Raw genomic sequence first — 25,108 nt, forward strand, 5'->3', positions numbered from 1 at the left:
CAGCCGGCGAGGCCGGCGGCGAGCGCGAGGGCGGCTAAAGGGACGAGGACATGGCGGGATGCGGGGATGTGCATGTCGGTCCTTTCGGATATTCCGAGCTGTCTCCGGGAGGAGGGGAGGGGGTGTCCAGCTCGGGACCAGGGGTCAGCGCAGGCTCTGGATGTTGACCCCGGCCGGCAGTTCGCGGCCCGAGTCGGAGTACGCCTTGGAGATCGCGGCCTGGGCCAGCGGCTTGTAGGACGGGCGCTTCTCGGTGACGACGCGCGCGGACCGCACGGCGGCCGTGAGCGTGCCCTGGAAGTGCGGCATGACATAGCGGGCGAAGAGTTCGAGGCTGGTCAGGGCCTTCTCGCGGGGGGCCCAGTCGTGCGTCATGATCATGAATCCGCCGAAGCCGCCGGTCTGCTCGAGCATCCGCTCGATGGCCGCGATGGCGTCGTCGGGCGTGCCGATGATGGAGCTGTCGTCGGCGATCTCGTCGGCCAGCGTGTAGTCGTTCTCCAGGCCCAGCACCGGCTTGAAGTAGTCCTGCCGCTCCTGCTCCCGGCCCTTCTCGACGTCGCGGATCGCCTGCTCGCGGTCGAGGTCCAGGTGGACCCGCACGACCATGCGCCACTCGGCGCGGCTGATCTCCGTGCCGGCGTCCTTGGCCGCCTGCTCGGCGATCTCCCACTGGGCCCGCATGTCCTTCTTGCCGCCGATGAACCCGGCGGACAGCGACAGGACGCCGACGCCGTGCTTGCCGGCCGTGGTCACGCCCGACGGCGAGGTGGTGCTGGCCACCGCGATCGGCACGCCGTTGGGGTTGACCGGGAGGAAGGCGAGCTGGGCCTCGCGCAGCTCGAACCACTCGGTGGTCGCGTTGACCACCTCGCCGTCGAGCAGCTTGATGATGACGTCGAGGGCCTCGTTCATCCGGGACCGCTGGGTCACCGGGGCGATGCCCATCATGTCGGCGTCGGAGATGAGCGCGCCCGGGCCGACGCCGAGCATCGCGCGGCCGTAGCTGAGGTGGTCCAGCAGCACGGTGCGGTCGGCGACCAGGAGCGGGTGGTGGTACGGGAGGCTGACGACGCCCGTGCCGAGCCGGATCCGCGAGGTGCGCACGGCCGCGGCCGCCAGGGCCATGAACGGGTCGGCGATCCGTTCCACGCCGGTCGAGTGGTGCTCGCCGACCCAGGCTTCGTCGTAGCCGAGCTTGTCGGCGAGCTCGATGAGTGCCAGGTCGTGGCGCAGGCTGAGCGTCGGACTGTCGTTGTTCGCGTGGAACGGGGCGATGAACACACCGAAAGTCATGGGCGCCGGACGAGCCATGGAGATCCCCCTCAGAAGCGGGTGTCGATCGAGAGCGGAGAAGGGCCGACCCGCGCACATGTGACGCCGGTCTCAGGTAAGTGATTGCTGAATCTACTCAGAAACTCGGCGAGCGCAAGAGATCCTCGAAAACGAGTCGGCCTCTGTCACGCTGCGTGCGCTTCAGCGGATATGCCCGGATCTTGCCCCCGTGGGCGGCTTGGAAGCGTCGACATGCTTACCTGAATCTATTCAGATTCAGGGTGGCGTACGCCACAGGATGGCGCTATGGTTCACCGGCGTTCACTCGGCATCGAAAGGGGGCGACATGCCGGAGGTTTCTGAGGAGCCGGATGCGGCGCGCAGCCGGCGCCTCGAGCGGGTCGCCGCCAACCTGCGCGGGGCGGTGCGGCGCCAGGACGGGCGCGAGACGCCGGTCGGGCCGCGCGCCATGCGCACCCGCAAGAAGCTGCTCGACGTGGCCGAGCAGCTCTTCGCCCGGGACGGCTACGCGAACGTCTCGCTCGGCGACATCGCCCAGCAGTCGGGCGTGAGCCTGGGGACCGTCTACCAGTACTTCGCCGACCGCGACGACATCGTGGCCACCCTCGCCGGCGAGAGCGCCCTGCGGATGCTCAACCTCGGCGCCGACTTCTGGGACGCCGCCACCGGGCGGCTCGGCCTGCGCCGGGCGATCAGCGCGATCGTCACCACGCAGTGGGAGAACCGGGACTTCTTCAGCCTCTGGGAGACCGCCAGCCACAGCGACGCCCGGCTGGCCGAGCTGCGCCGCGAGTGGGTCGGCAACTTCCGGCACTCCTTCGCGCGCTCGCTGGCCCGCGGCATGAAGAGCGGGCACGTGCGGCCGGGGCTCGACCCGGAGGAGACGGCCCGCGCCATGAGCCTCATGGTCAGCGCGTACTGCTACGACGCCTTCGTCGCCGACCCGCCCGACCCGCCCCTGGACCCCGAGGGCGTGATCGACCACCTGACCACCCTGTGGGCCGACGCGATCGGCCTGCGCGAGGACCGCGAACTGCGGCCCGCCGACGGGTGAGCCCGATGGAGAGGACGCAGATGTCGCTCAGCACCGCCCAGCGCCCGGCCGGTCCGCCCGGCGATCCCGCCTGGTTCCGGCACGTCCTCGGGCAGTACCCCACCGGCGTCTGCGTCATCACCGCGCAGCCGGCGGACGGCCCGCCGATCGGCATGGTCGTCGGCTCGTTCTCCTCGGTCTCGCTCAACCCGCCGCTGGTCGGGTTCTATCCGAGCGTCACCTCGGAGACCTGGCCGCACCTGCGCGAGGCGGACAACTGGTGCGTCAACATCCTGGCCGCCCACCAGTCCGACGTGTGCCGCCGGATCGCGACGGCCCCGCTGGCCGAGCGGTTCGAGGGCGTGCCCTGGCGCCCGGCCCCGTCCGGCGCCCCGATCATCGAGGGCGCGGTGGCCTGGATCGACTGCGTCCCGGTCGCGGTGCACGACGCCGGCGACCACAAGATCGCGCTGGCCGAGGTCCGCCACCTCGACACCGCGAGCAGCGAGCTGCCGCTGTTGTTCTTCCGCAGCGGGTACGGCAGCTTCGCCCCGCTGACCCTGACCGCGTACGACCCCGAGATGCGCCTGACCCGCCCGCTGCGGCACTTCGAGCTGATCCGCGCGATCGCCCAGGAGCTGCCCGACCAGGGGCTGCGCTGCCTGGTGACGGCGCCGGTGAGCGAGAGCGTCGTGGTCGTCGGCCAGCTCGACCCGCCGTCGGCGTCGGCCTCCGACCGGCCCACCACGCTCGTCGGGCAGCGGCTGCCGTTCCGCCCGCACGGCCCCTCGATCTTCGAGGCCTGGGCGCCGGCGGCGGAGCAGGCGGCGTGGGTCGCCAAGTTCACGCCGGACTCGCAGGAGCCCGAGATCCAGGCCCTGGCCCGGATCCGCGAGCGCGGGTTCTCCATCGGCCTGGGCAGCGAGGGACACCGGCGCTTCGCCGCGGCCCTCGAACGCCTCGCGGCCGAGCCGGGCACGGTGCCCAACGAGGAGCTCGACGCCCTGGTGGCCTCGCTCGACTACGAGCCCGCCGAGCTCACCGACGAGGTCCTCGCGCAGGCCCGGGTCGTCTCCGCCCCGGTCTTCGACGGCGGCGGGCAGCCGGTCCTGGCCCTGACCGTGTTCGGCTTCAAGGCCCGGCCCGACGTCGTCCGCGCGGCGATCGCCGCGGTCACGGGGTGCGCGGCGAAGGCGACGCGGTCGCTGGGTCAGGCGCCGCGGCGCGACTGACGCCTCGCATAGCGCACAGCGCGAAGCCGGCCACCAGGAGCACGTTCACCAGGACGGCCAGCCACGCGATGTTGGCGATGTGGGCGACCGGCCAGGCCAGCCCGGCCACCCCGACCAGCGCCGCCGCGACCGGCTGCCGCCGTAGTACCCAGGCGATGATCAGCAGCGTCAGGGGGAAGAACAGGCCGAGCGGCTTGATGATCGTCGCCGCGCCCGTCGCGTCGACGAGGTCGGTGTCGCCCAGCGAGACGTGGATGGTGTTGAAGCCGTACCCCACGTTGCCGGCCAGGCCCAGCATCCCCACGACCAGCAGGACGGCCCCGGTCACGCCGCCGGTCCAGGCGAGCGCGCGGACCAGCAGGAAGCCGTAGGCGGTCGCGGCGAGCACGTGCACCGCGCCGGCCGTGGGATCGGACCAGCCGTTGAGGGCGTAGAGGACGTCCGCGAGGAGGTACAGCACCGGCGCGAAGTACAGCGAGGCGTTGAGCACGCGATCCGTGGGAGTCATGCCTTCACGGTCGCTTTGTTCAAAACGCCGCACATCGGGGCAGGCCCGCCGGTTGTTCGAGGGTCTGCACTGTTCCGGCGGCCCGGCCCGCGATGCGAGCATGACCGGATGGCCCGAGTGCTCGCGGTGGCGACCGGATCGGCCGCCGCGCTGCTGGTGGCCGGCGGGGCGGTGCTCGGCTTCCACCTGGGCAACCTGCACAACGGGCTGCTCGCCGTGTCGTTCACGGCGGTCGGGCTGTACGTCGTCCGGCGCCTCCCCGGGCACCGCGAGGGATGGCTGTTCGCGGCCACCGGGCTCGCGCACGCCGTCATGTACTCCGGGCGCCAGTACGGCCTGCACGCGCCCGCGCTGCCCGGCGCGGCCTGGGCCGGCTGGATCGGGGTGTGGCCGCTGCCGCTCGTCCTGGTGCTCGTCGGCGTCACCATCATGGGCTTCCCCGACGGCCGCCTGCCGGGGCGGATCTGGCGGCCGATCGTCGGCGGGCTCGCGGTGTGCGCCGTCATCCTGGCGGGCGTCTCTGCGCTGTGGCCGGTGGAGTACACCCGCATCGGTTTGAACAGCCACCCGCTCGACCTGCCGGGGCGCGCGGTGGCCGAGTCGCTCTACACCGTCGGGCGGGCGGTGCTGTATCCGGCGATCCAGCTCGTCTGGGCGGTCTGCGTGGTGCTGCGGCTGCGGCGGGCGCGCGGCGACGAGGCCCGGCAGCTCCGCGGCTTCGTGGCGGTGGTCGCCCTGACCGCGCTCGGCATGGTGATCGGCTTCGCCGGCTGGCAGACGCCGGTGCCCGGCACGCTGCTGGCCGCGCTGGTGCCGGTGGCCGCCGGGGCCGCCATCCTGCGGTACCGCCTCTACGACCTCGACCCGGTCATCAACAAGGCCCTGGTCTTCGGGGTGCTCGCCGGCCTGGTCACGGCCGGCTACGCGGCGATCGCGGTGGGCATCGGCACCGTCCTGAGCGGCTCCCGGACAGTCCTCGCCCTGCTGGCCGTGGCCGTGGTGGCGGTCGCGTTCGAGCCGGTCCGGCGGTGGGCCCAGCGCTGGGCCGATCGCCTCGTGTACGGGCACCGCGCCACCCCGTACGAGTCGCTCGCGCGCATGTCGGCGTCGTCGAGCGCGGCGGCCCTGTGCGCCACCATCGCCGAGGCGGTGGGCGCGCGCGAGGTCGTACTCCTGCCGCCCGACGCCGGACCGGGCGTCCCGATCGTCCACAACGGGCAGACGTTGGGGGTGCTCGCGGTACACAAGGCGGACCACCTGACGGCGGCCGAGCGGCGGCTGGTGGCCGACCTGGCCGCGCAGGCCGGCCTGATCCTGGCCCTGCAGGCGAGCGCCCAGCGCCTGGTCGCGGCGGGCGACGAGGCCCGGCGACGGCTGGAGCGCGACCTGCACGACGGCGCCCAGCAGCGGCTCGTCACGGTCGGCCTGGAACTCGGCGGGCTGATCCGGCTGGCCACCGATCACCCCGGCCTGGCCGCGCGGGCTGAGGCGGTCCGCGCCGAGCTGCTGCGGGCCACGGCCGAGCTGCGCGAGACCGCCCGCGGCATCCACCCGGCGGTGCTGACCCAGGACGGCCTGGAGGCCGCGCTGGAGTTCCTGGCCGACCGCTCGGCGGTCCCGGTGCGGGTCCGGGTGCGGGTCGACCGCCGCCCGCCCGCCGAGGTCGAGTCGACCGCCTACTTCCTCGTCAGCGAGGCCCTGACCAACGCGGCCAAGCACTCGGGCGCGACGCTGGTCGAGGTGTGCTGCACGCTGTCGGCCGACGGGCTCGCGCTGTCGGTGTGCGACAACGGCGCGGGCGGCGCGGCGGTGGCCCCGGGCGGCGGCCTGGAGGGACTGGCCGACCGGCTGACCATGCTCGGCGCCCGGCTCACCGTCGACAGCACGCCCGCCGGCACGACCCTGCGCACGGTGATCCCGTGCGCGTGATGCTCGCCGACGACGGCCTGCTCTTCCGCGAGGGCATGGCGCGCATCCTCACCGAGGCCGGCTTCGCGGTGGCCGCCGTGGCCGCGGACGGCGCCGAACTCCTCCGCCACGTGCGCGCGGATCCACCGGACGCGGCGGTCCTCGATCTGCGCATGCCGCCGTCGTACTCCGCCGAGGGCATCGAGGCCGCCACCGCCATCCGCGCGTTCGCCCCGCGGGTCGGGCTGATGCTGCTGTCGCAGTACGTCGAGGTGCACCACGCCCTGCGCCTGCTCACCGAGTTCGACGGCGGCGTCGGCTACCTGCTCAAGGACCGCGTCTCCGACCTGGCCGCGTTCGGCGCCGACATCCGCAAGGTCGCCGCGGGCGAGACGGTCATCGACCCCGAGCTCGTGACCCGCCTGGTCGCCCGCCGCCGCGAGCACGATCCGCTGCAGGCCCTGACGGAGCGTGAGCGCTCGGTGCTCGCCCTGATGGCCCAGGGCCTGTCGAACGCCGCGGTGGCGGCCGAGCTGCACCTGGCCCTGAAGACCGTCGAGGCCCACGTCCGGGCGATCTTCCTCAAGCTGGACCTGCCCCCGGACGAGCGCGAGCACCGCCGGGTGAGAGCGGTGCTCGCCTTCCTGCGCGCTTAACGGCTGGGCTGGCCGCTGCCCGGGCACTCGCCCGCGCCGGGTGCGGCGCCGTCGGGCTGGTGGGCGGGCGTGGGCGACCCGGCATTCACGTGGACGCGGGCGCCGCACTTCGGGCAGCGGCTGATCGCCTCCGTCGACGACATGGCGGTACACCTCCGATGAGAACGACAAAGCCGGACCTGGAGGTGATTCCCCAGGCCCGGCCGGTCGGAACATCTCATCCGGCGGCGAGGGCCAGCATCTGCTTGATCTGCTGGGTGCGCGAGAGCTGGACGCGCTCGGCGAGCTGCTTCACCGTGGCGTTCGCGCCGTGGGCGGCGAGCTGCTGGGCCAGTTCCACCGCGTTGTGCTGGTGGGCGATCAGCAGGTTGAGGAACTTCGTCTCGAAGTCGGCGCCGGTCGCGTCCTGGAGGGCCTTGATCTCCTCCGGGCCGGTGGCCGGCTGCCCGCCGTGGGCCGCGTGGATGGCCGGGTCGGTGATGTCGGTCTGCGGGACGTTCCACGCCTGCAGCCAGCGCTGCATGGTGCGGACCTCCTCGGCCTCGACGACGTCGATCGCGCCGGCCAGGTCGACGACCTCCTCGCGGACGCCCTTCTGCTGGCCGAGCTTGAGCATCTGCAGGCCCTGCTGCTGGTGGGCGATGAGCATCTGCAGGAACATCACGTCGAAGTCGTTGTGCGGGCCGGCCGCGGTGACCGCGTCGGCCTCGGCGATGCCCTGGCTGGCGGCGAGCGGCGGGACCGGCTCGGCCGCCTGGCCGCAGGCCGCGAGCGAGAGCAGCACCATCGCCGCGATCACGAGACGCTTCACAGCGGGAGCCACAGCGCGAGGGTGTAGATCGGCTCCCAGGTGTAGATCGAGCGGTGGGACTGGCGGCACTGGTACTGCTTGCCGTTGTACGTCACCACGTCGCCCACGTGATACAGCGTGTCCGGGGCCCAGTCGCTCTTCGGCGCCGACGTGGTGGTGGCGCTCTTCGACGGTGTAACGCTCTTGGTGGGAGTCGGGCTTTTTGTTGGCGCGGTCGTCTTCGTGGGAGAAGCGGTCGGGGTCGCGCCGCCGCCGCCGGAGCCGATCTGCACGTCGATGCAGTTGTAGAACGCGTTCACCGTGTCGGCGATGTTCCACACGGCGAGGATCTTCTGGCGGCCGGAGTACCCGGACAGCGAGACCTGGTGCGACACCGTGGCGTTGGGCTGCTTGCCGCCGTCGTTGAACTGGGCGATGCGCTTGTCGCCGATGAAGTAGTCCCACGTGCTCGTCGAGTGCCGCGCCGTCAGCACCCAGTTGAACGTGACCGCGGTGCCGACGGAGGTGGCCGGCCAGTTGCGCGAGTCGTCGCTGAGCACGGAGAACCGCGCGTTGCCGCCGTCGCAGCTCTTGAGCCCCTTGGGGCCCTCGACGCTCTGCGGCTCGTACTGGATCGCGCCGCAGTCGGCGACCTTCCCCTGCGCGCACAGCGCCTGCCGGCTGGGTGGCGAGGAGACGTATCCGTGGGCCGAGGCGGGCTCGGCGTAGATGAGCGTCCCAGCGGCGGCGGCACCGAGGGCGACCAGCGGGTACAGGACGGATCTGCGCATTGTGGAAACCATTTCTCTCGGGTGCGAAAAACGTATCCGAGCGCCGCTTAACAAGGCCTCGTGCGATTTGCAAATCCGGCCTAACGCGTTTTTATGGTGTCGTTAATGGCGGGGGATGGCATGATCACGGCCATGTCGATCGCCGCCGTGCTGCGCGCCGCGCAGGTCGCCCGGGTCCTGGCCGCCAGCTGTGTCGGCCGGCTCCCGCTGGGGGCGGCTCCGGTGGCCCTGCTGCTCTACGCCCGCGAGAGCGTCTCCATCGGCGCGGCCGGCCTGCTCGTCGGCGTCTACACCGCCGGCCTCGCGGTGGGCGGACCGGTCCTGGCCCGCATCGCCGACCGCTTTCGCCAGCCCCCGGTCCTGCTCGCGGGCGCCTTCGTGTCGACGCTCGGATTCCTCATTCTGGTCCAGGGTGTACCGCTGTGGGCCGCCGCGATCGCCGTGCTGTTCGCCGGCCTCGGGGCGCCGCCGTTCGAGGCGGGGCTGCGGGTGCTCTGGCGCGACCTGCTCGACGAGGAGCAGGTCCCGACCGCGTACACCCTCGACATCGCGGTCCAGGAGCTCATCTTCATCTTCGGCCCGCTGGTCGCCGGCCTGGCGGTCGCGCTCGGCGGGGGAGCGGCCGGCGTGTACGCCACGGCCGGCCTCCAGCTGTTGGGCACCGTGTGGTTCGTCACCACGCCGGTGGTCCGCGGCTGGCGGGGCGAGCGGGCCGACCGGCACTGGGCCGGCGCGCTGCGCTCGGGGCCGCTGCGCCTGCTGCTCACCGCGGTCGTCCTGATCGGCGCGGGCGTCGGCTCGCTGCCGGTCGCGATGCTCGACTACGCCGAGTCCGTCGGGCACCGCTCGTTCTCCAGCTGGCTGCTGGCCGCGCAGGCGTTCGGCGCGCTCATCGGTGGCCTGGCCAACACGCGGCTGAAGATCGAGCCCCGCCGGCTGCCCCTCCTGGGCCTCGGTCTCGGCCTCGGGTACGTCCCGCTCCTGCTCACCCCCGCGCCCGCCGCGCTGATGCTGCCGCTGGCCGTGCTGTGCGGGCTGTGCCTGCCGCCGCTGCTGGCCGGGGCGTTCCTGACGGTGGACCGCATCGCGCCGGCCGGAACCGCGGCGGAGGCGTTCGCCTGGGTCGCGACCGCGTTCTCCGTCGGCGCGGCGGCGGGGGCGGCGGTGGACGGGGCGATCCTGGACGCGGTGACGTCGACGCGGGCCGGCTTCATCCTGTCGCCGGTGGTCATTCTGCTGGCCGTGCCCTGGCTCCGGCCGGTGGCGCGGCATGCGCCGGGCGGGTTTGTCCAAGACACAGGCGGTACGACTGCGGCAGTTTGAAACGCATGGACAAGCACCTGTTGCTGCTGGAAGCCGCGCCCGCGTTCCTGGCCGTCGTGGACCGCGTCGAACCGGCGGACCTGGATCGGCCGACGCCGTGCGCGGATTGGGACGTTCGTGCGCTGTGTGCGCATCTGCTCGAATGGGGGCCGCCGCTGGAGGGGGCCGCGCGCAAGGAGTCGGTGCCGCCCGGGGCCGCGTACGACACGCTCAAGGCGCAGGCGGAGCGGCTCGCCGAGGCGTGGGGGACGGCCGCGGCCTGGGAGGGCGCGACCGTGATGGGGACCTTCGAGATGCCCGCGGACCTGGTCGGCGGCATGGTGCTCGGCGAGTTCGCGCTGCACGGCTGGGACCTGGCCCGCGCGCTCGACGTGCCGATCGCGTTCTCCGACGGCGTGGCGCACCTCGTGTACGCCGAGGTCGCGCGCTCGGCCGCGCAAGGGCGCGAGATGGGCGTCTACGGGCCCGAGATCGCCGTCGCGGACGGCGCGCCGGTGTTCGAGCGGGCGCTCGCGCTCAGCGGCCGCGACCCCTTCTGGAAGGCTTCGTAGCCGCCTCGGTCAGCGACTCGACCACCGAGCACGCGTCCTGCAGCGGGTCGCCGGCGTCGAGGTTCACCGCGACCGTCCGCAGCATCTCGCGGAAGCGCTCGCGGTCCTCGTCCGGCAGCGCGCCGAGCACGCGGTCCTCGATGTGGCGGAGCTTGCGCTGCAGCTCGCACAGCTTGCCCCGGCCCGCCTCCGTCGCCACGATCCGGCGGGCGCGGCGGTCGGCCGGGTCCGGCTGCCGCTCGATGAGGCCGGCCTTCTCGAGGTCGTCGAGGAGGTACGTCATCACGGTCCGGTCGATGCCCAGCTTGTTGGCCAGGGCCAGCTGGGTGTCGGCCGCGCCGTCGGCGGCCGAGGTGAGCACCTGGTAGCCGCGCGGGCCGCCGGGCACGTCGGCGATGACCGCCTGGGCGCCCTTCGCGTAGCCGCGCAACAACACGCCAAGCGCCCAGCCGAGGTCCGACTGGAGCTCGACGTGCTCGTGAGCCGCCTGCGTCATGAGAGCAATGATAAGCAGCTCACTCACTCTTGCCACTAGATGTTCTGTGAAGCAGACTATCTCCACAGAAGCACAATCCTGTGGAGGTACCTCATGCACCTGTTCCGACTCGACGCGAGCGTCCGTACGACGGGGTCCGTGAGCCGCGCGCTCGCCGACACCGCCGAGCAGGCCTGGCTCGCCGAGCACCCGGGCGCGACCGTCACGCGGCGCGACATCGGCCTGGAGCCGCTGCCGAGCGACCTGTGGGCGAAGGCGGCCCGGTCCGCGGTGGACCCGACCGCGCCGAAGGCTCCCGAGGCGGCCGAGGTGACCGCGACGCTGGCGGCCGAGCTGCTGGACGCGGACGCGTACGTGTTCGCGGTGCCGCTGTACAACTGGGGCGTTCCCGCCTCGTTCAAGACCTGGATCGACCTGGTGCTGCTCAACCAGCGCTTCGGCGGGGGCGGCGACCGTCCGCTCGCGGGCCGGCCGGCGGTGCTGGCGATGAGCCGCGGCGGGGGCTACGGCCCGGGCACGCCGAAGCACGGCTGGGACCACAACGGGCCGTACGTGCAGCGGGTGCTGGCCGAGGTCCTGCACCTCGACGTCCACGTGGCCGAGGCCGAGCTGACCCTGGCCGACGTGACCCCGGCCATGGAGTCGCTGCGCGGCATGGCGGCCGACCTGCTGAAGACCGGCCACGAGCACGCCGCCAAGCACGGCCGCACCATCGCCGACCTGGTCGGCCCGCGGGCCTAACCCAGTGGCGGGAGGTTCTGCGTAAGTTCGATCGCCGTGTGCACCAGCGACTGCAGGCGCGCTGTCAGCGCGAGCAGGAGCTGGTGCGCGGCCGGGCCCGCAGTGGCGGCGGCCTCGCGCAGGGTCTCGATGTCGCCCTGCACCTGGCTGAGCTGGCCGGTCAGGTCGGCCACGCCGGCGCCCCGCTCGAGCGCGCCCGCCATGTCGGCCAGGCTGACGCCGTTGGCCTCCAGCGCCTTGATGGCGGCGATCCGCTCGATGCACGACGCGTCGTACAGCCGGAAGTTCCCGGCCGTCCGCTCGGTCGACTCGATCAGGCCGAGGCCCGTGTAGAAGTCAACAGTGCGGGTCGACACGCCGGCTTGATTGGCGAGCTCCCCGATCCGCAGCAGCTTTGACACGATCCAACCCTACAGTGCCGCGTGCTAGTGTGCCCGCCGTGGTCGTCCGGAGCCCGAGCCGCGCCGCGCCGGGCGCGGGCGGTCAGGCCGTCGATACGGTACTCGACGATCCTGTGATCTGCCCGGTCGAGCCCCGCGCCGCCCTCGCTGTCGGCTTCACGACCGGCGCGGATTTCGTGGAGATTGTCCGCAATGGCCCCGCGCCTGACGCCGCCCGCACCCGCCGCGAGCGGCGCGAACACGCCGAGGTGGACCGGCTGATGCGGCAGATCGGGCAGATCTGCCGATAGACCTCCACCTGACCGGGCCAGGGTGCTGATCGCCCGACACGGTACCGTTAGGCGCACTGGGGTTGACAGCCGTTGAACACGGACGAACGCGGGAGGCGGGGCATGCGAGAGCTCGTCGTGGTGGGTGTGCGTGCGCAGACCTGGCAGAGCCGTCCCGTAGTCCTGCTCAAGGACGAACCGACGGGCCGCCACCTGCAGTTGCCCGTCGAGGGCGGCCCGCGCAGCATGGACGAGCCGATCAGCGCCGAGCTGTTCCAGCGCGCGCTGATGGCGCTGAACGCGCCGCTGCGGGCGGTCGAGGTGGTCGCCGCGCACGGGCCGTTCCAGCTGGTGCTCGGGCAGGGCATCCGGGTGCCGGCGGCGCCGCTGGAGGCGATCGCGCTGGCCCGGCACTGGGGCGTGCCGATCCTGACCACCGAGGAGCTGCTCAACGCGGCCTCGGTGCAGGCGCCCGAGGGCCCGACCCAGCCGCTGGACCTGACCGCGCACATGGAGAAGCTGCCGACGGGCCGCGCCACGCTGCTGATCCGCAAGGGCGCCGAGGCCGGGGCCGAGTTCGCCCTGGACGGCGACGTCGTGCAGTGCGGCCGCGACTCGGCCAACCAGATCGTGCTCGACGACAACACCGTCTCGCGCAAGCACGTCGAGTTCCACCGCAACAGCGGCGGCTTCGGCTACTCGATGCTCGACATGGGCAGCCTCAACGGCACCTACGTCAACGGCGAGCGGGTCAAGAGCGCCAACCTGAACGACGGCGACGAGGTTCAGGTCGGCAAGTTCATGCTCCTGTACCAGCTGCGGTAGCGCCTACCACGCTGACGGTTCGTAGTCCTTGAGGAAGCACCCGTACAGGTCCTCGCCGCGCTCGCCGCGCACGATCGGGTCGTAGACCCGGGCGGCGCCGTCGGCGAGGTCCAGCGGGGCGTGGAAGCCCTCCTCGTGCAGGCGCATCTTCTGCGGATGCGGCCGCTCGTCGGTGATCCAGCCGGTGTCCACGGCCGTCATCAGGATGCCGTCGCCGAGCATTTCCTCCGCGCTGGTACGGGTGAGCATGTTCAGCGCGGCCTTGGCCATGTTGGTGTGCGGGTGCCCGGGCCCCTTGTACCGGCGGCTGAACTGGCCCTCCATGGCGGAGACGTTCACGACGTACTTGCGCCGCGCGGTGGAGCGCTGCATCGCCGCGCGCAGCCGCGAGACCAGGATGAACGGCGCGGTCACGTTGCACAGCTGCACCTCGAGCAGCTCGAGCGGGTCGACCTCCTCGACCGTCTGCACCCAGCTGTTGGAGTCGGCCAGGTCCGGCACCAGGCCGCCGGCGTCGATCGCGGTGAGCGCCGCGACCTTCTCGGCGGTCGTGTTGCCACTGGTCAGCGCGAGCGCCGTGAGCGCGTGTGGCGGGATGATGGTCGGCGTCCTCGCCGACTCCAGCACCAACTCGGCGTCGGTCTTGTGGAACGTGACCACGTCGGGCATCGGCCCGTCGAGCATCAGCGGCGCCGACTCGGCCGCGACCAGGTGCGAGTAGGACCCGGCGGCCCGCTTCACCGTCTGCGCCGCGTTGTTGATGAGGATGTCGAGCGGCCCCTGCGCCGCCACGTCGTCGGCGAGCGCCGCGACCTGGGCCGGGTCCCGCAGGTCGATCCCGACGATCCGCAGCCGGTGCAGCCAGTCGGCGCTGTCCGCCATGGCCGAGAAGCGCCGGACGGCGTCGTTGGGGAACCGCGTCGTGATCGTGGTGTGAGCACCGTCACGCAACAGCCGCAGCGCGATGTACATCCCGATCTTCGCCCGCCCGCCGGTCAGCAGCGCCCGCCGCCCGGTCAGGTCGGTCCGCTGGTCGCGCCGCTCCCGGTTGAGCCGGGCGCACGGCGGGCAGAGCTGGTGGTAGAACGCGTCGACGTCGACGTAGCGGTCCTTGCACGTGTAGCAGGACCGCGCCCGCTTGAGCCGCCCCGCGCTGGCCCCGATCGTCGGCGACACCAGCGCGATGCCCTGCGTCTCGTCGTCGATCCGCCCGGGCGCCCCGGTCGCGGTGGCCTCGGTCACGGCCTTGTCGCTGGCGGTGACGCTGGCCCGGCGCTCGCTGCGGCGCTGGCGTTTGACGTGTTTGTACAGGTGGGAGGTGGCCCGCCGCACGGTGAGCACATCGGGATGCTCGGGCGGCAGGTCCTGCAGCTCCTCGAACACGGCAAGGCAGATGGCGAGCCGCTCCGGGTCGATGCCGGGGGCTTCGTCAACGGGGCCCAGGTCCAGGGCGTCGTCGATCATCGTGTCAATGGGGTCTTGCGGGGTCACGACGGGAACTGTACGCAACGCCCCCGCCACGGGGCCAAACAGAAACGGGCCCGGTTGGCGCCATTGCCACCCGGACCCGCTGCTCCGCGGCTTCCCACCGTCCCCCGTTCGCACGCCGGCGGGCTCGCGCTGGACTCAGTAAAGCCGCCTGTTCTCCACAAATCCGACATATCCGCTTTATTCCTCCCTTGGGGTGCGGCTGGCATGATGCGTGGCATGCGCGACCCGCGAGAGCTGGCCGGGAGCTGGTCGTCGTTCCAGTCCCACGGCTTCCTGCCGCCCTCGCCCGCGCTGGGCCATCTCGTCGCCCGGTACTGGTGGGCCCGCTGGGACCTGACCGGCCAGCCGGCTTACGAGCAGCTGATCATCCCGTACCCGAACGTGCACCTGACCTTCTCCGCCTTGTCTGGTCCGATGGTCCGGGGCGTGAACCGCGGTCGCGTACGCCGCGTCCTGTCGGGCCGCGACGCCGTGCTGGGCGTGGCCTTCCGGCCGGGTGTGTTCCGCCGCTACCTGGGCGCCGCGATGGACACCGTGACCGACCGCTCCCTGCCGGCCTCGGCGATCTTCCCCGACCTCGCGCCGTACCGGGTGGACGCGCTGGAACCGCTGTTGCTGGCGGAGACCGTCGACGCCTACCTCTCGTCGCACCTGCCGCCGCCGGACGCCGTGAGCGACGAGGTGGCCGGGTGGGTGGAGGCGATCGCCGAGTCGTCTGACCTGCGGCGGGTGGATCAGCTGACGGCCCGGTTCGGCGTGCGCGAGCGCCAGCTGCAGCGGCTGTTCGCGGAGTACGTGGGGGTGAGCCCGAAGTGGGTCCTGCGCCGCTTCCGCCTCCACGAGGTCACCGGCCGGATGGAGGCTCGAACGCCGATCGACTGGGCGGCGCTCGCGGCCGACCTGGGCTACGCGGACCAGTCCCATCTGACCCGCGACTTCACCAACATGTTCGGCGAGCCGCCGACGAGCTACGCCGCGCGCTACTGACCGCCTTTCGCCGGCCGCTCGATGCGCAGTCCTCGGCGGGCGGGCGACTCGAACTACCGACCGCCTTTCGCCGACCGTTCGATGCGCAGTCCTCGGTGGGCGGGCGACTCGAAGCGTCCATGCCCGATTTATCGCCTGACAGGTGAAATATCGGGCATGGGGTGATGAGGGGGCGGCCGGCGACAAGCGAGCGGCCGGGCGGCAAACGGGGGCTGGGCGGCAAACGGGGGCCGGGCGCGGCAAACGGCGGGCCGGGCTGCGACGGGCGGCCGGGCTGCAACGGGCTGCAACGGGCGGCCGGGCTGCAACGGGCGGCCGGGCTGCGACGGGCGGCCGGGCTGCGACGGGCGGCCGGGCTGCGACGGGCAAGCGGGCTGCGACGGGCGGCCGGGCTGCGACGGGCAAACGGGCTGCGACGGGCGGCCGGGCTGCGACGGGCAAACGGGCTGCGACGGGCGGCCGGGCTGCGACGGGCAAACGGGCTGCGACGGGCGGCCGGGCTGCGACGGGCAAACGGGCTGCGACGGGCGGCCGGGCTGCGACGGGCAAACGGGCTGCGACGGGCGGCCGGGCTGCGACGGGCAAACGGGCTGCGACGGGCGGCCGGGCTGCGACGGGGGCCGGGCTGCGACGGGCGGCCGGGTGACAAAGGGCACGGATGGCAGAGAACGGGGCGGATGGGAGAGAAAGGGGGGTCGAACGGGCGGGGTTTGGTGACCGGGCGGGGGCTTGGGGCGGTTTGCCGGCGGCAAGTAGGGTGGCTGGCGATGTCAGCTCAGCGTGTCACCCTCGCCGGTGTCGCCCTCCTGGTCGCCCTCGGCGCGGCCGGCTGCGGAGGCGACGACCCGGCACCGCAGAGCCAGGCGCCCGCGGCCCAGCCGTCGCAGGGGCGGCAGGTGCAGAGCTCGGCCCCCGGCGCGGACACCAACGCCGCCGGCCTGGGGAGCACCGCGAGCGCCGTGCCCAAGGGGACCACGAAGCACGTGTTCCCGCTGCAGGGCAAGGGCTCGTACTCGCACGACCACCACGACTACCCGGCCAGCGACATCATCGCCGCCTGCGGCCTCAACGCGCTCTCCCCGGTCGACGGCACCGTGCTGGAGGTGACCAAGGTCGACACCTGGACGGCCAAGGTCAACGAGGGCTCGTCCCGGGGCGGGCTGTCGGTCTCGATCCTGGGCAACGACGGCGCGCGGTACTACATGTCGCACTTCTCGGCCATCGACAGCGGCATCGAGGCGGGCACCGCGGTCCAGGCCGGCCAGCCGGTGGCCAAGGTCGGGCGGACCGGCGACGCGAGCGCCTGCCACATCCACTTCGGCCTCTCCCCGGCCTGCGCGAAGACCGGCGACTGGTGGACTCGGCGCGGGGTGATCTGGCCCTGGTCGTACCTCGACGCGTGGAAGGCCGGCAAGGAGAAGTCGCCGGTCGCCGAGCTCGAGGCCTGGGAGCAGAAGAACGGCTGCCCGGCCAAGGCGACCGTCGACAAGTAGCCGGCCCGCTACTCGTACTCCAGGCAGAACGGGTGCCCCGCCGGGTCGCTGTAGACGCGGAACCCCGCCTCCTTCGTGGAGAGCAGCTGCGCTCCCATCCGCAGCACCTTGGACTCGGCCGCGTCGATGTCGTCGACCCAGATGTCCAGGTGGAACTGCTGCGGATAGTTCGGGTCGGGCCACTGCGGCGGGATGTGGTTCGGCGCGTGCTGGAAGCTCATCCGGCTCGCCCCGTCGCCGATGTCGATCCAGTCGCCGTCGACCCGGGTGATGGGCAGGTCGAGCAGCTCCGAGTAGAACCGCGCGAGGGCATGCGGGTCCGAGGTGTCCAGCACGACGGTCGAAAGTCTCGCAATCATCCTCCCATCGTGCCCCACCGGTATGACAAAAAACCGCCCGAAGGGCCTACGAAGGCTGGGACTGGATCGCCGTGATGGCCACGGTGTTCACGATGTCCTTGACCGTGGCACCGCGCGACAGGTCGTTCACGGGCTTCCGCAACCCCTGCATCACCGGGCCCACCGCCACCGCCCCGGCCGAGCGCTGCACCGCCTTGTACGTGTTGTTCCCCGTGTTCAGGTCCGGGAACACGAACACCGTGGCCTGCCCGGCGACGGGACTCCCCGGCAGCTTGGTGGCGGCCACGGCCGGGTCGATCGCCGCGTCGTACTGGATCGGGCCCTCGACGGGCAGGTCCGGGCGGCGCGAGCGGACGAGCTCCGTCGCCTCGGCCACCTTGGTGACGTCCGCGCCGGAGCCCGAGGTGCCGGTGGAGTACGACAGCATCGCCACCCGCGGGGTCACGCCGAAGCGGGCGGCCGTCTCCGCCGAGGACAGGGCGATGTCGGCCAGCTGGGCGGCGTCGGGGTCGGGGTTGACCGCGCAGTCGCCGTAGACCAGCACGCGGTCGGGCAGCAGCATGAAGAAGACGCTGGAGGCCACGCTCAGGCCGGGCACCGTCTTGATGATCTCGAAGGCCGGCCGGATCGTGGCCGCCGTGGTGTGGGTGGCGCCCGAGACCATGCCGTCGGCGTGGCCGAGCTGGACCATGAGCGTGCCGAAGTACGACACGTCGGCCACCACGTCGTGCGCCAGGTCGAACGAGACGCCCTTGTGCGCCCGCAGGTCCCGGTACACCTCGGCGAACTTCTCGCGCAGCTCGCTCGTGGCCGGGTCGATCAGCTCCGCGGCGCCGAGGTCGAGGCTCAGGTCGCGCGCCTTCGCCCGGATCACCGCCGGGTCGCCGAGCAGGGTCAGGTCGGCGACTCCCCGGCGCAGCAGGATGTCCGCCGCGCGCAGGATCCTTTCCTCGGTACCCTCCGGCAGCACCAGCCGCCGCCGGTCGGCCCGGGCGCGGTCGATGAGGTCGTACTCGAACATGAGCGGCGTCACGCGGGACGAGGCGGTGAGCTCCAGCACGTCCGTCAGCGCCGTCGTGTCCACATTGGACTCGAAGGCGCCCAGCGCGGCCTCCACCTTGCGCGGGTTGGCGGCGCTCAGGCGGTGCTCCATGCGGGTGGAGGAGGCGATGGTGTCGTAGCTTGCCGTCGGTACCGACAAGACCGCCAACCCGGGATTGAGCCGTTCGAACAGGGCGAGCGCGGCCGGGTCCGGCGCGATGCCGAGGGTCAGCACGATCCCGGCCAGCGGCACCAGGCCCGACGCGTGCGCCGCGCCGGCCGCCACCAGCAGGTCGGCGCGGTCCCCGGGCGTGATGAGCAGGCAGTCGGGCGTGAGGTGGTCCAGCACCGCGGGGACCTGAGCCGCGCCGACGACGTAGTCGAGCACGTCGCGCCCCAGCGCCGTGTCGCGGTCCGCGCCGGCGGTGACGACGCTCGCCCCGAGCTGCGCGGCGACCTCGGCCACCGTGGGCGCGCCGACGGTGGGCACGTCGGGGATGACGAAGCAGGGTACGGGCAACTTCGGCGGCGGTACCGCCTGCAGCGTCTTGTTCAGCACCACCGCGGCGACGGTCGCGTCGAGGTCGGTGAGCGCGTGATAGGCGTGCCGGGCCATCGAGTCCAATGTGGACTCGTCCGCGCCGCTGCCGTTGACGACCGAGACGACGGCGGCGCCGAACTCGTTGGCCAGCCGGGCGTTGAAGGCGAGGTCGTCGTCGATGTCGGTGCCGATCACCACGACCGCGTCGTGGTGCTGCGACACCTGCCGGAAGTGCTCGACGACCTGCCCGACGAGCTCCTCGGCGCGGCCGGCGGCGAGCATCGCGGACGCCTCGGGATAGGTCACCCCGAACAGGCGATCATCCCCGATGTTGTACCGCGAGCGCAGCAACTCCAGCAGAACGTCCTCCGACTCCGGGGCGACGGGCCGGAAAACTCCGATCCGCGGCACCTTGCGGGACAGCAGTTCGGCGAGTCCGAGGGCCACGGCCGACTTGCCGGAGTCGGGTCCGTGCTCGACGAGGTACACGATGCGGGCCACGGAGTTAGTCTGCCTCCCATGATCCTGGTGCTCAACAGCGGCTCGTCGTCGGTGAAGTTTCGTGTCGTGGATCTCGGCGACCCGGGCGCGGGGGAGCGCGGCCTGATCGAGAAGATCGGCGAGCCGGGCGGCGTGCCCGACCACGCGGCCGCCCTCGAACAGGTGCTCGACGGCCTCGGCGACGCCCACATCGAGGCGGTCGGGCACCGGGTCGTGCACGGCGGGTCCCGCTTCAACGCCCCGGCCGTGGTCGACGACACGGTGCTGGAGACGCTCCGCGAGCTCGTACCGCTGGCGCCCCTGCACAACCCCGGCGGCATCACCGGCATCGAGGCGGCCCGGGAGAAGCTGCCGGACGTGCCGCACGTCGCCGTGTTCGACACCGCCTTCCACGCGACCATCCCACCGGCCGCGGCGACGTACGCCATCGATCGGGACCTTGCCGCGCGGTACGATATCCGGCGCTTCGGCTTTCACGGAACCTCGTGCGAATATGTCGCCGGGCGGACGGCCGCGCTGCTGCAGCGGCGCCCCGAGGACCTCAACCTCATCGTCCTGCACCTGGGCAACGGCGCCAGCGCGACGGCCGTGCGCGGCGGGAAGAGCGTCGACACCTCGATGGGGCTGACGCCGCTGGAGGGGCTCGTGATGGGCACCCGCTCCGGCGACCTGGACCCGGCCGTGCCCGCGTACCTCAACCGGGTCGCCGGCCTGGACTTCGCCGCCGTCGACGACGCCCTGCAGCGCCACGCGGGCCTGCTCGGCCTGGCCGGCGTCAACGACATGCGCACGGTCCTGGAGCGCCGCGCGGCCGGCGACGAGCCCGCCGCGCTCGCCTTCGACGTGTACTGCCACCGCATCCGCAAGTACGTCGGCGCCTTCCACGCCGTCCTGGGCCGCCTCGACGCGATCGCCTTCACCGCCGGCGTCGGCGAGCACGCCCCGGCCGTCCGCGCGGGCGCCCTGAGCGGCCTGGAGACCTGGGGCATCACCGTCGACGAGGCCCGCAACGCCGCCAACGAGCGCATCATCAGCCCCGACGGCGCCCGGGTGGCGGTCTGTGTCGTTCCCACCGACGAGGAGTTCGCCATCGCCGAACAAACCGCCGCACTTGTACTGTGAGCAGCAGCATCACCGCAGGGCGCTCGTTCGACGGACGTTGATGGCATCATGCATCGATGCGATCAGTCCCGCCCCGCGGTGTCCTGCTCCGGCGCGCGGGGAGCGCCGCCTGCCTGCTGATCGCCCTGTTCGCCCTGTTCGTGGCCGACCGCGCGGCCAGGTCCGGCGAGGACGGCGCCCGCCGCTACGGCGACCTCGGCGGCACGTCGGCCACCCCGCCGGCGCAGCCCGAATGGTGGCCGGCGCCGCACCCGCCGCGCGAGGTGCTGGTCGACGTCGCGATCCGGCCCGCCGGCGACGACGCGCGCATCACCGAGGCGTACGACATCACGCTGCACCACGACGACCCCCTCGTCGCGCTGATCCGCACCGGCGACGTCGAGAGCGGCGCCCTGGCCCTGCAGCTGGCCGGGCGGGCCACGCCGAACCTGCCGGTCGCCCTGCGCTACGCGGACCCGCAGGGCGACGTGCACGCGTCGTTCACCGCCGAGTCCACCGTGCGGGCCGGCGCGGTCAGCGTGGCGTTCGACGCGGTACCGCAGCCGCTCGACCCGTCCGCCGCGCTGCGCCGCACGGTGCGGATCTCGGCCCAGGGCTACGGAATCCGGACCGTCGGCCGGGGTGATCCGCGCCAACAGGACCGGTCACACGCGACGTTCACCGAAGCCGGCGGCATCGCGGTCCTGCTCGAGGCCGATGTCCCGCCGCCCGACCGCGGCGGCTGGTTCCCGGCGCTGGCGGCGTGGGGCCTGGTCATGCTGGTGCCCTGGCTGGCGCTCCGGCGGCTGCGGCTCCTGGCGATCCCGGTGGCCGCCCTCGCCGTCGTCGCGGCGGAACTGTCGAGCCTCGGCGACAACGCGGCCGTCCGGATCGGCTGGGCGCTCGCCTGTCTCGGCGTTCCGGCGCTGCTGCTGGCGGTGCCGTGGATGGCCGGCGTCGCCCGCCCCCGCGCGCGGGACCTCGCGCTCGCGGCGGCCGTCGCGGCCGGGGTGGCCCTGATCCCCGCCGGACTCGTTGCCTCGGCGATGCCCCCGATGCCGGCGGCGGCCGGCTGGGCGCTCGTCTTCGGCCCGCTGGCCGGGGCCGCGGCGCTGGCCCTGATCCGCCGGTCGGCCTGGCTCGGGGCGGCGGTCGCGCTGGCCGGGGTCGCGGTCACGCTCGGCCTGCGCCAGTCCGTGGACCGGTCGGGCTGGGGCGACGTCGCCGCCAGCGCGGTCGGGCTCGTCTGGGTGCTGCCCCTCGCCGTCGTGCTCCCGGGCCGCCGGTCGCTGTGGTGGCTCGGCGGCGGGCTGGCCGCGGGCGCGCTGCTCCTGCGCCCGGCGGCCGAGCTGAGCTGGGAGTTCCTGCCGATGCACGCGCTGACGATGGCCAACCTCGCGCTCGGCGGGACGCTTCTGGTGCTGCTGGCGCGGGAGGGGCGCGACCCGCAGCGGCTGCGGGCGCGGGGGACCGCCGTGGCCGCCGTGGCGCTGGTGCTGTGCGTGGCGGTTGACCCGTCGGCCTTCAGCTGGGTGTATCCCGCCGCGATGCTCGCGCTCTGGGGCGGGCTCCTCGCGCTGCTGGCCCGCGACCCGGGTGCCCGGCTGGTCTCCGGGGCCACCCACGCCCGGCTGGTGCGGGCCGAGCTGCGCCGGCGGATGCTGCGGACGGCCGCCGCCGACGTGTACCGCGGGGCCCGGGCCAGGCTCACCGCCGGCCCGGAGGCCCTGGACGAGTACGACGGCGCGCAGGCCCGGCTCGACGAGGCGGTCGATCGCGGCGGCGCGCCCGTCGACGGGGTGCCGGTCGGCGACGCGTTCACCACGGACGCGGGCCGCACGCCGGTGGCCAACGCGCTCGCCGCGGCCGGGTTCGCGGCGCCGGCGGCGGTGCTGCTCATCACGTACGAGATCGTGGCGCTGCTGCAGCAGGAGCACGGCGGGCCGGTGCTCGACTCCGTGGACGTGGCGCGGCATCTGCTGCGGTGGCCGGTGTACGCGGCGCTGTTCGGGTTCTGCTACCCGCTGCTGCGCGGGCGGGGTCCGTTCCCCAAGGCGCTCGGCCTCGCCGCCGTGGTGCTCGTGGCCGAGCTGCTGCCGATCCTCGCCGACCCGCGGGCCACGGCGGGCGGGCGGCAGCTGGCGATCGCGGTGCTGCTGCGCGCCGGGCAGGTGCTCGTGTTCTTCGTGGTGCTCGGGTTGCTCTGGGAGCGGCGCCTCGCGGTGCTGGCCGACGTGGGGTGGAGCCGGCTGCGTGACATGCGCCGGATCACCACCCTGGCCACGCCGGTCGGCACTGTGCTGCTGACCGTCGTCACCGCGCTGGGCACCGCGCTGGCCGGGGCGGCGGCCGCCGCGCTCATCGCCAGCCAGACACCCGCACCGCAGGCACCTCGGCCCGCGCCGTCGAGCTCGAGCGGCCGCTGAGCCCAACGCCGGCCGGACGCCGGCCCCGCAGGCGCCGCGGCCCGCGCCGTCAGGCTCCGGCGGCCGCTGAGGCGCCGACCGGGGTCCAGGCCGGGTACTTCGGGGCCCGCCCGTCGCCCGACGAGCGGCCCCGCAGGCGTCGCGTGACCCAGGGCAGGACGTGCTCGCGGTAGTACTTCGCCTCGGCCAGCAGGCCGCTGGACGCCTTCGGGCCCGGGTCGACGCGGTGGGCCGTGGTCGGGTGGCCCAGGGCGGTCAGGACCAGCCCGGCGACGCGGCGGTGGCCGGCGCCGTTGAGGTGGAGGCGGTCGCCCGACCAGTACTGGGCGTGCCGGATCTCCTCGTCGCCGAAGATGTTCACGAACAGGGCGCCGTGCTGCTGGGCGAGCTCGGTCACGGCCGCCGACAGGATCGTGCCCTTGCGGTGGATGACCTTGCCGAACGGCAGGTGCTCGGACGGGTCGGCGCCGCTGAGCAGGAGCATCCGCACGCCGGCCTCGGTGGTGCGGCGCAGCGCCATCTCGGTCAGCTCGAGCAGGCGGTCCATGTCGGTGCCGCGGCGCATCATGTCGTTGCCGCCGCCGTTCAGCGACAGCATCGTCGGCGTCGGGTCCAGCGACAGCGCCACGTCCAGCTGCTCGTCGAGGATGGGGCCGAGGAGGCGGCCGCGGATGGCGAGGTTGGCGTACTGCACGGTCTCGCCGGTCGCCTCGGCGACGCCGGCCGCTACGAGGTCCGCCCAGCCGCGGGGGACACCGTCCGCGCGCTCGTCGCCCATGCCTTCGGTGAAGCTGTCCCCGATCGCCACATACCGCACGAGCCCATCATGCCCCTTGAAGATCAGCGCCGGCCGCGCGGGTGGGAGGCGGCGGCGCGGGCCGTGGCCGCGGCGGAGATCAGCGCCGGCCGCGCGGGTGGGACGCGGCGGAGATCAGCGCCAGCCGCGCGGGTGCGAAGCGGCGCGGGGGCCGCTGCCGCGCAGCTCGCCGCCGGCCGCCTCGGCGAGGATCTCGGCCAGCTCGTCGAAGCCGTCGCGGACCAGGCCGGCCGTGATGCGCACGTGGTCGGAGTCCAGGTGGCTCACCTCGAACGGGGCGCCGGGGGCCACCGCGATCCCGTGGGCGGCGAGCGTCAGCAGCGCCACCTGCTGGTTCGCCACCGCGACCCAGATGTTGATGCCGTCGGCGCCGGTGGCGGTGACGCCGCGCGCGTCGAGGGCGTCGAGCAGCGCCGTGCGGCGGCGGGCGTACTCGTCGCGGGCTTGGGACACTTGCAGTACCGTTGCCGGGTTTGTCAGCAGTTCCAGCAGCACCGCCTGCAGCAGGCGGGACGACCAGCCCGGGCCCAGGAGCCGGCGATCGGTGACTGCGGTGACGACCGAGGCCGGCCCGCCGATGGCCGCCAGCCGCAGGTCGGGGCCGTGGCTCTTGGAGAAGCTGACCACGTGCACCGTGCGGTCGGGCAGGCGGCGGCCGAGGCTGACCGGCGGGGCGGTGGCGATCGCGCCGGCGTGGTCGTCCTCGATCACCGTGACGCCGGGGTGGCGGGCCAGGACGCGGGCGAGCTTGTCGGCGCGGGCCGCGGTCATGCTCGCGCCGGTCGGGTTGTGCGCGCGCGGCTGCAGGAACAGGGCGACCGGCTCGCAGGCCAGCGCGGCGTTGAGCGCGTCGGGGCGCAGGCCGTGCTCGTCGATGCCGACCCCGACGACGGTGGCGCCGACCGTTTCGAGCAGGTCCAGCGTCGGCGGGAAGGCCGGGTCCTCGACGAGCACGTGATCGCCGAAGCGGACCACGACGCCGGTGATCCGGTCCAGGGCGTCCATCGCGCCGTCGACGACGGTGAGCCGCTCGGGCGGGAACGGCCAGCGCTCGCGCAGGACCTCCTCCAGGCCCGGCAGGACGGCCCCGTCGAGGTACGACGTGGTCAGCCGGGCGTCGCCGATCCGCTTGAGCGCCTCGGTGAGGCTCGGCAGCAGGTCGTAGTCCGGGATGCCGGTCGAGTAGTCGTGCACCGGGCCGCCGCGCAGCTCGCTGACCCGGGTGCCGAGCTGGGCGTACCGCAGGCGCTGCCGCGGCACCGACGGGCCGGCGACGAACGTGCCCGAGCGGCCCCGGGTTTGGATGGCCCCCGCGCGGGCAAGGCTGCGCCACGCCTCGCTCACCGTGGTGGGGCTGATGCCGAGCTCGCGGGCGACGTCGCGGACGGTCGGCAGGCGGGTGCCGGGCGGCAGTGTCCCGGCGGTCACGAGGCGGCTGACGGCAGCGGCGATTCCCCGGGCGCTGCGATCGTCGACCGCTCCCGTGATCAGAGCCAGCAAATTACATCTCCGAAACATTCTGTAACGGTGG

The 25,108-nt window shown here is 73.2% G+C and carries 25 protein-coding genes; 13 read left to right on the forward strand and 12 right to left on the reverse strand.

From position 1 onward, the window contains the following. Positions 1 to 144: 144 nt before the first annotated feature. The gene (locus ACQPZ4_RS12090; protein ID WP_433059102.1) at positions 145 to 1,296 is read right to left on the reverse strand and encodes an LLM class flavin-dependent oxidoreductase; all 1,152 of its coding nucleotides are present in this window, start codon (positions 1,294 to 1,296) and stop codon (positions 145 to 147) included. 325 nt (positions 1,297 to 1,621) lie between these two features. Between ACQPZ4_RS12090 and ACQPZ4_RS12095 the strand changes: the two genes are divergently transcribed. Together ACQPZ4_RS12095 and ACQPZ4_RS12100 are read left to right on the forward strand one after the other, a co-directional pair. Continuing rightward, entirely contained in the window at positions 1,622 to 2,350 is a 729-nt protein-coding gene (locus tag ACQPZ4_RS12095) for a TetR/AcrR family transcriptional regulator (protein WP_433059105.1), read from the forward strand. A 5-nt stretch (positions 2,351 to 2,355) separates the two neighbouring features. After that, positions 2,356 to 3,561 (forward strand): flavin reductase, encoded by a 1,206-nt coding sequence (locus tag ACQPZ4_RS12100; protein ID WP_433059107.1) that lies wholly within the window; start codon positions 2,356 to 2,358, stop codon positions 3,559 to 3,561. Here the strand turns inward: ACQPZ4_RS12100 and ACQPZ4_RS12105 are convergent. After that, complete coding sequence (locus ACQPZ4_RS12105) at positions 3,503 to 4,069, reverse strand: hypothetical protein (protein ID WP_433059110.1); 567 nt, start codon at positions 4,067 to 4,069, stop codon at positions 3,503 to 3,505. The two genes, ACQPZ4_RS12100 and ACQPZ4_RS12105, sit on opposite strands and share 59 nt — an antisense overlap. Positions 4,070 to 4,177: 108 nt before the next feature. Between ACQPZ4_RS12105 and ACQPZ4_RS12110 the strand changes: the two genes are divergently transcribed. Further along, positions 4,178 to 5,998 (forward strand): GAF domain-containing sensor histidine kinase, encoded by a 1,821-nt coding sequence (locus tag ACQPZ4_RS12110; RefSeq protein WP_433059113.1) that lies wholly within the window; start codon positions 4,178 to 4,180, stop codon positions 5,996 to 5,998. Continuing rightward, positions 5,989 to 6,633: a LuxR C-terminal-related transcriptional regulator gene (locus ACQPZ4_RS12115; protein WP_433059116.1), complete on the forward strand. Its 645-nt coding sequence runs from the start codon at positions 5,989 to 5,991 to the stop codon at positions 6,631 to 6,633. Before ACQPZ4_RS12110 ends, ACQPZ4_RS12115 begins: the two co-directional genes overlap by 10 nt. Here ACQPZ4_RS12115 and ACQPZ4_RS12120 read toward each other — a convergent pair. The 3 genes from ACQPZ4_RS12120 to ACQPZ4_RS12130 form a co-directional block, all read right to left on the reverse strand. After that, positions 6,630 to 6,776, reverse strand: a complete 147-nt coding sequence (locus ACQPZ4_RS12120) for a hypothetical protein (protein ID WP_433059119.1) — start codon at positions 6,774 to 6,776, stop codon at positions 6,630 to 6,632. The two genes, ACQPZ4_RS12115 and ACQPZ4_RS12120, sit on opposite strands and share 4 nt — an antisense overlap. A 74-nt stretch (positions 6,777 to 6,850) precedes the next feature. Further along, positions 6,851 to 7,444 carry a DUF305 domain-containing protein gene (locus tag ACQPZ4_RS12125; RefSeq protein ID WP_433059121.1) on the reverse strand — a complete coding sequence of 198 codons (594 nt, stop codon included), beginning with the start codon at positions 7,442 to 7,444 and terminating at the stop codon, positions 6,851 to 6,853. Beyond that, entirely contained in the window at positions 7,441 to 8,214 is a 774-nt protein-coding gene (locus ACQPZ4_RS12130; protein ID WP_433059124.1) for a lytic polysaccharide monooxygenase, read from the reverse strand. Before ACQPZ4_RS12130 ends, ACQPZ4_RS12125 begins: the two co-directional genes overlap by 4 nt. Before the next feature lie 105 nt (positions 8,215 to 8,319). Between ACQPZ4_RS12130 and ACQPZ4_RS12135 the strand changes: the two genes are divergently transcribed. Both ACQPZ4_RS12135 and ACQPZ4_RS12140 read left to right on the forward strand, forming a co-directional pair. After that, a complete protein-coding gene (locus tag ACQPZ4_RS12135; RefSeq protein WP_433059127.1) occupies positions 8,320 to 9,537 on the forward strand; it encodes an MFS transporter in 1,218 nt (405 codons plus the stop codon). A 5-nt stretch (positions 9,538 to 9,542) separates the two neighbouring features. Then, complete coding sequence (locus ACQPZ4_RS12140) at positions 9,543 to 10,088, forward strand: TIGR03086 family metal-binding protein (protein ID WP_433059129.1); 546 nt, start codon at positions 9,543 to 9,545, stop codon at positions 10,086 to 10,088. On the opposite strand, the gene ACQPZ4_RS12145 is transcribed toward ACQPZ4_RS12140, so the two are convergent. After that, positions 10,054 to 10,584: a MarR family winged helix-turn-helix transcriptional regulator gene (locus tag ACQPZ4_RS12145; RefSeq protein WP_433059132.1), complete on the reverse strand. Its 531-nt coding sequence runs from the start codon at positions 10,582 to 10,584 to the stop codon at positions 10,054 to 10,056. The two genes, ACQPZ4_RS12140 and ACQPZ4_RS12145, sit on opposite strands and share 35 nt — an antisense overlap. A gap of 93 nt (positions 10,585 to 10,677) precedes the next feature. Here ACQPZ4_RS12145 and ACQPZ4_RS12150 point away from each other — a divergent pair, with 93 nt between their 5' ends. Further along, complete coding sequence (locus ACQPZ4_RS12150) at positions 10,678 to 11,325, forward strand: FMN-dependent NADH-azoreductase (RefSeq protein WP_433059135.1); 648 nt, start codon at positions 10,678 to 10,680, stop codon at positions 11,323 to 11,325. On the opposite strand, the gene ACQPZ4_RS12155 is transcribed toward ACQPZ4_RS12150, so the two are convergent. Then, positions 11,322 to 11,726, reverse strand: coding sequence for a MerR family transcriptional regulator (locus ACQPZ4_RS12155; RefSeq protein ID WP_433059138.1), 405 nt, complete (start codon positions 11,724 to 11,726; stop codon positions 11,322 to 11,324). The two genes, ACQPZ4_RS12150 and ACQPZ4_RS12155, sit on opposite strands and share 4 nt — an antisense overlap. A 38-nt stretch (positions 11,727 to 11,764) precedes the next feature. Between ACQPZ4_RS12155 and ACQPZ4_RS12160 the strand changes: the two genes are divergently transcribed. Beyond that, positions 11,765 to 12,016: a hypothetical protein gene (locus ACQPZ4_RS12160; protein ID WP_433059141.1), complete on the forward strand. Its 252-nt coding sequence runs from the start codon at positions 11,765 to 11,767 to the stop codon at positions 12,014 to 12,016. A 102-nt stretch (positions 12,017 to 12,118) separates the two neighbouring features. Further along, complete coding sequence (locus ACQPZ4_RS12165; RefSeq protein WP_433059144.1) at positions 12,119 to 12,820, forward strand: bifunctional nuclease domain-containing protein; 702 nt, start codon at positions 12,119 to 12,121, stop codon at positions 12,818 to 12,820. 3 nt (positions 12,821 to 12,823) lie between these two features. Here the strand turns inward: ACQPZ4_RS12165 and ACQPZ4_RS12170 are convergent, their stop codons facing one another. After that, positions 12,824 to 14,284 (reverse strand): SDR family NAD(P)-dependent oxidoreductase, encoded by a 1,461-nt coding sequence (locus tag ACQPZ4_RS12170; protein WP_433066467.1) that lies wholly within the window; start codon positions 14,282 to 14,284, stop codon positions 12,824 to 12,826. Between the two features lie 243 nt (positions 14,285 to 14,527). Here ACQPZ4_RS12170 and ACQPZ4_RS12175 point away from each other — a divergent pair, with 243 nt between their 5' ends. Beyond that, positions 14,528 to 15,298 (forward strand): helix-turn-helix domain-containing protein, encoded by a 771-nt coding sequence (locus ACQPZ4_RS12175; protein ID WP_433059146.1) that lies wholly within the window; start codon positions 14,528 to 14,530, stop codon positions 15,296 to 15,298. A gap of 767 nt (positions 15,299 to 16,065) precedes the next feature. Continuing rightward, positions 16,066 to 16,791, forward strand: coding sequence for a M23 family metallopeptidase (locus ACQPZ4_RS12180; RefSeq protein WP_433059149.1), 726 nt, complete (start codon positions 16,066 to 16,068; stop codon positions 16,789 to 16,791). Between the two features lie 8 nt (positions 16,792 to 16,799). Here ACQPZ4_RS12180 and ACQPZ4_RS12185 read toward each other — a convergent pair whose 3' ends face one another. Beyond that, positions 16,800 to 17,150 (reverse strand): VOC family protein, encoded by a 351-nt coding sequence (locus ACQPZ4_RS12185; RefSeq protein ID WP_433059152.1) that lies wholly within the window; start codon positions 17,148 to 17,150, stop codon positions 16,800 to 16,802. A 46-nt stretch (positions 17,151 to 17,196) separates the two neighbouring features. Continuing rightward, complete coding sequence (gene pta, locus ACQPZ4_RS12190) at positions 17,197 to 19,233, reverse strand: phosphate acetyltransferase (protein ID WP_433059155.1); 2,037 nt, start codon at positions 19,231 to 19,233, stop codon at positions 17,197 to 17,199. Between the two features lie 18 nt (positions 19,234 to 19,251). Here pta and ACQPZ4_RS12195 point away from each other — a divergent pair, with 18 nt between their 5' ends. Both ACQPZ4_RS12195 and ACQPZ4_RS12200 read left to right on the forward strand, forming a co-directional pair. Then, positions 19,252 to 20,355 carry an acetate/propionate family kinase gene (locus tag ACQPZ4_RS12195; protein ID WP_433059158.1) on the forward strand — a complete coding sequence of 368 codons (1,104 nt, stop codon included), beginning with the start codon at positions 19,252 to 19,254 and terminating at the stop codon, positions 20,353 to 20,355. A gap of 56 nt (positions 20,356 to 20,411) precedes the next feature. Continuing rightward, complete coding sequence (locus ACQPZ4_RS12200; protein ID WP_433059161.1) at positions 20,412 to 22,760, forward strand: hypothetical protein; 2,349 nt, start codon at positions 20,412 to 20,414, stop codon at positions 22,758 to 22,760. Between the two features lie 49 nt (positions 22,761 to 22,809). Here ACQPZ4_RS12200 and ACQPZ4_RS12205 read toward each other — a convergent pair whose 3' ends face one another. Then, positions 22,810 to 23,577, reverse strand: coding sequence for an SGNH/GDSL hydrolase family protein (locus tag ACQPZ4_RS12205; protein WP_433059164.1), 768 nt, complete (start codon positions 23,575 to 23,577; stop codon positions 22,810 to 22,812). Between the two features lie 114 nt (positions 23,578 to 23,691). Beyond that, positions 23,692 to 25,005: an aminotransferase class I/II-fold pyridoxal phosphate-dependent enzyme gene (locus ACQPZ4_RS12210; protein ID WP_433059167.1), complete on the reverse strand. Its 1,314-nt coding sequence runs from the start codon at positions 25,003 to 25,005 to the stop codon at positions 23,692 to 23,694. Between the last annotated feature and the right edge of the window lie 103 nt (positions 25,006 to 25,108).

This window comes from Dactylosporangium sp. CS-033363, assembly GCF_050942475.1.
Lineage (GTDB): Bacteria > Actinomycetota > Actinomycetes > Mycobacteriales > Micromonosporaceae > Dactylosporangium.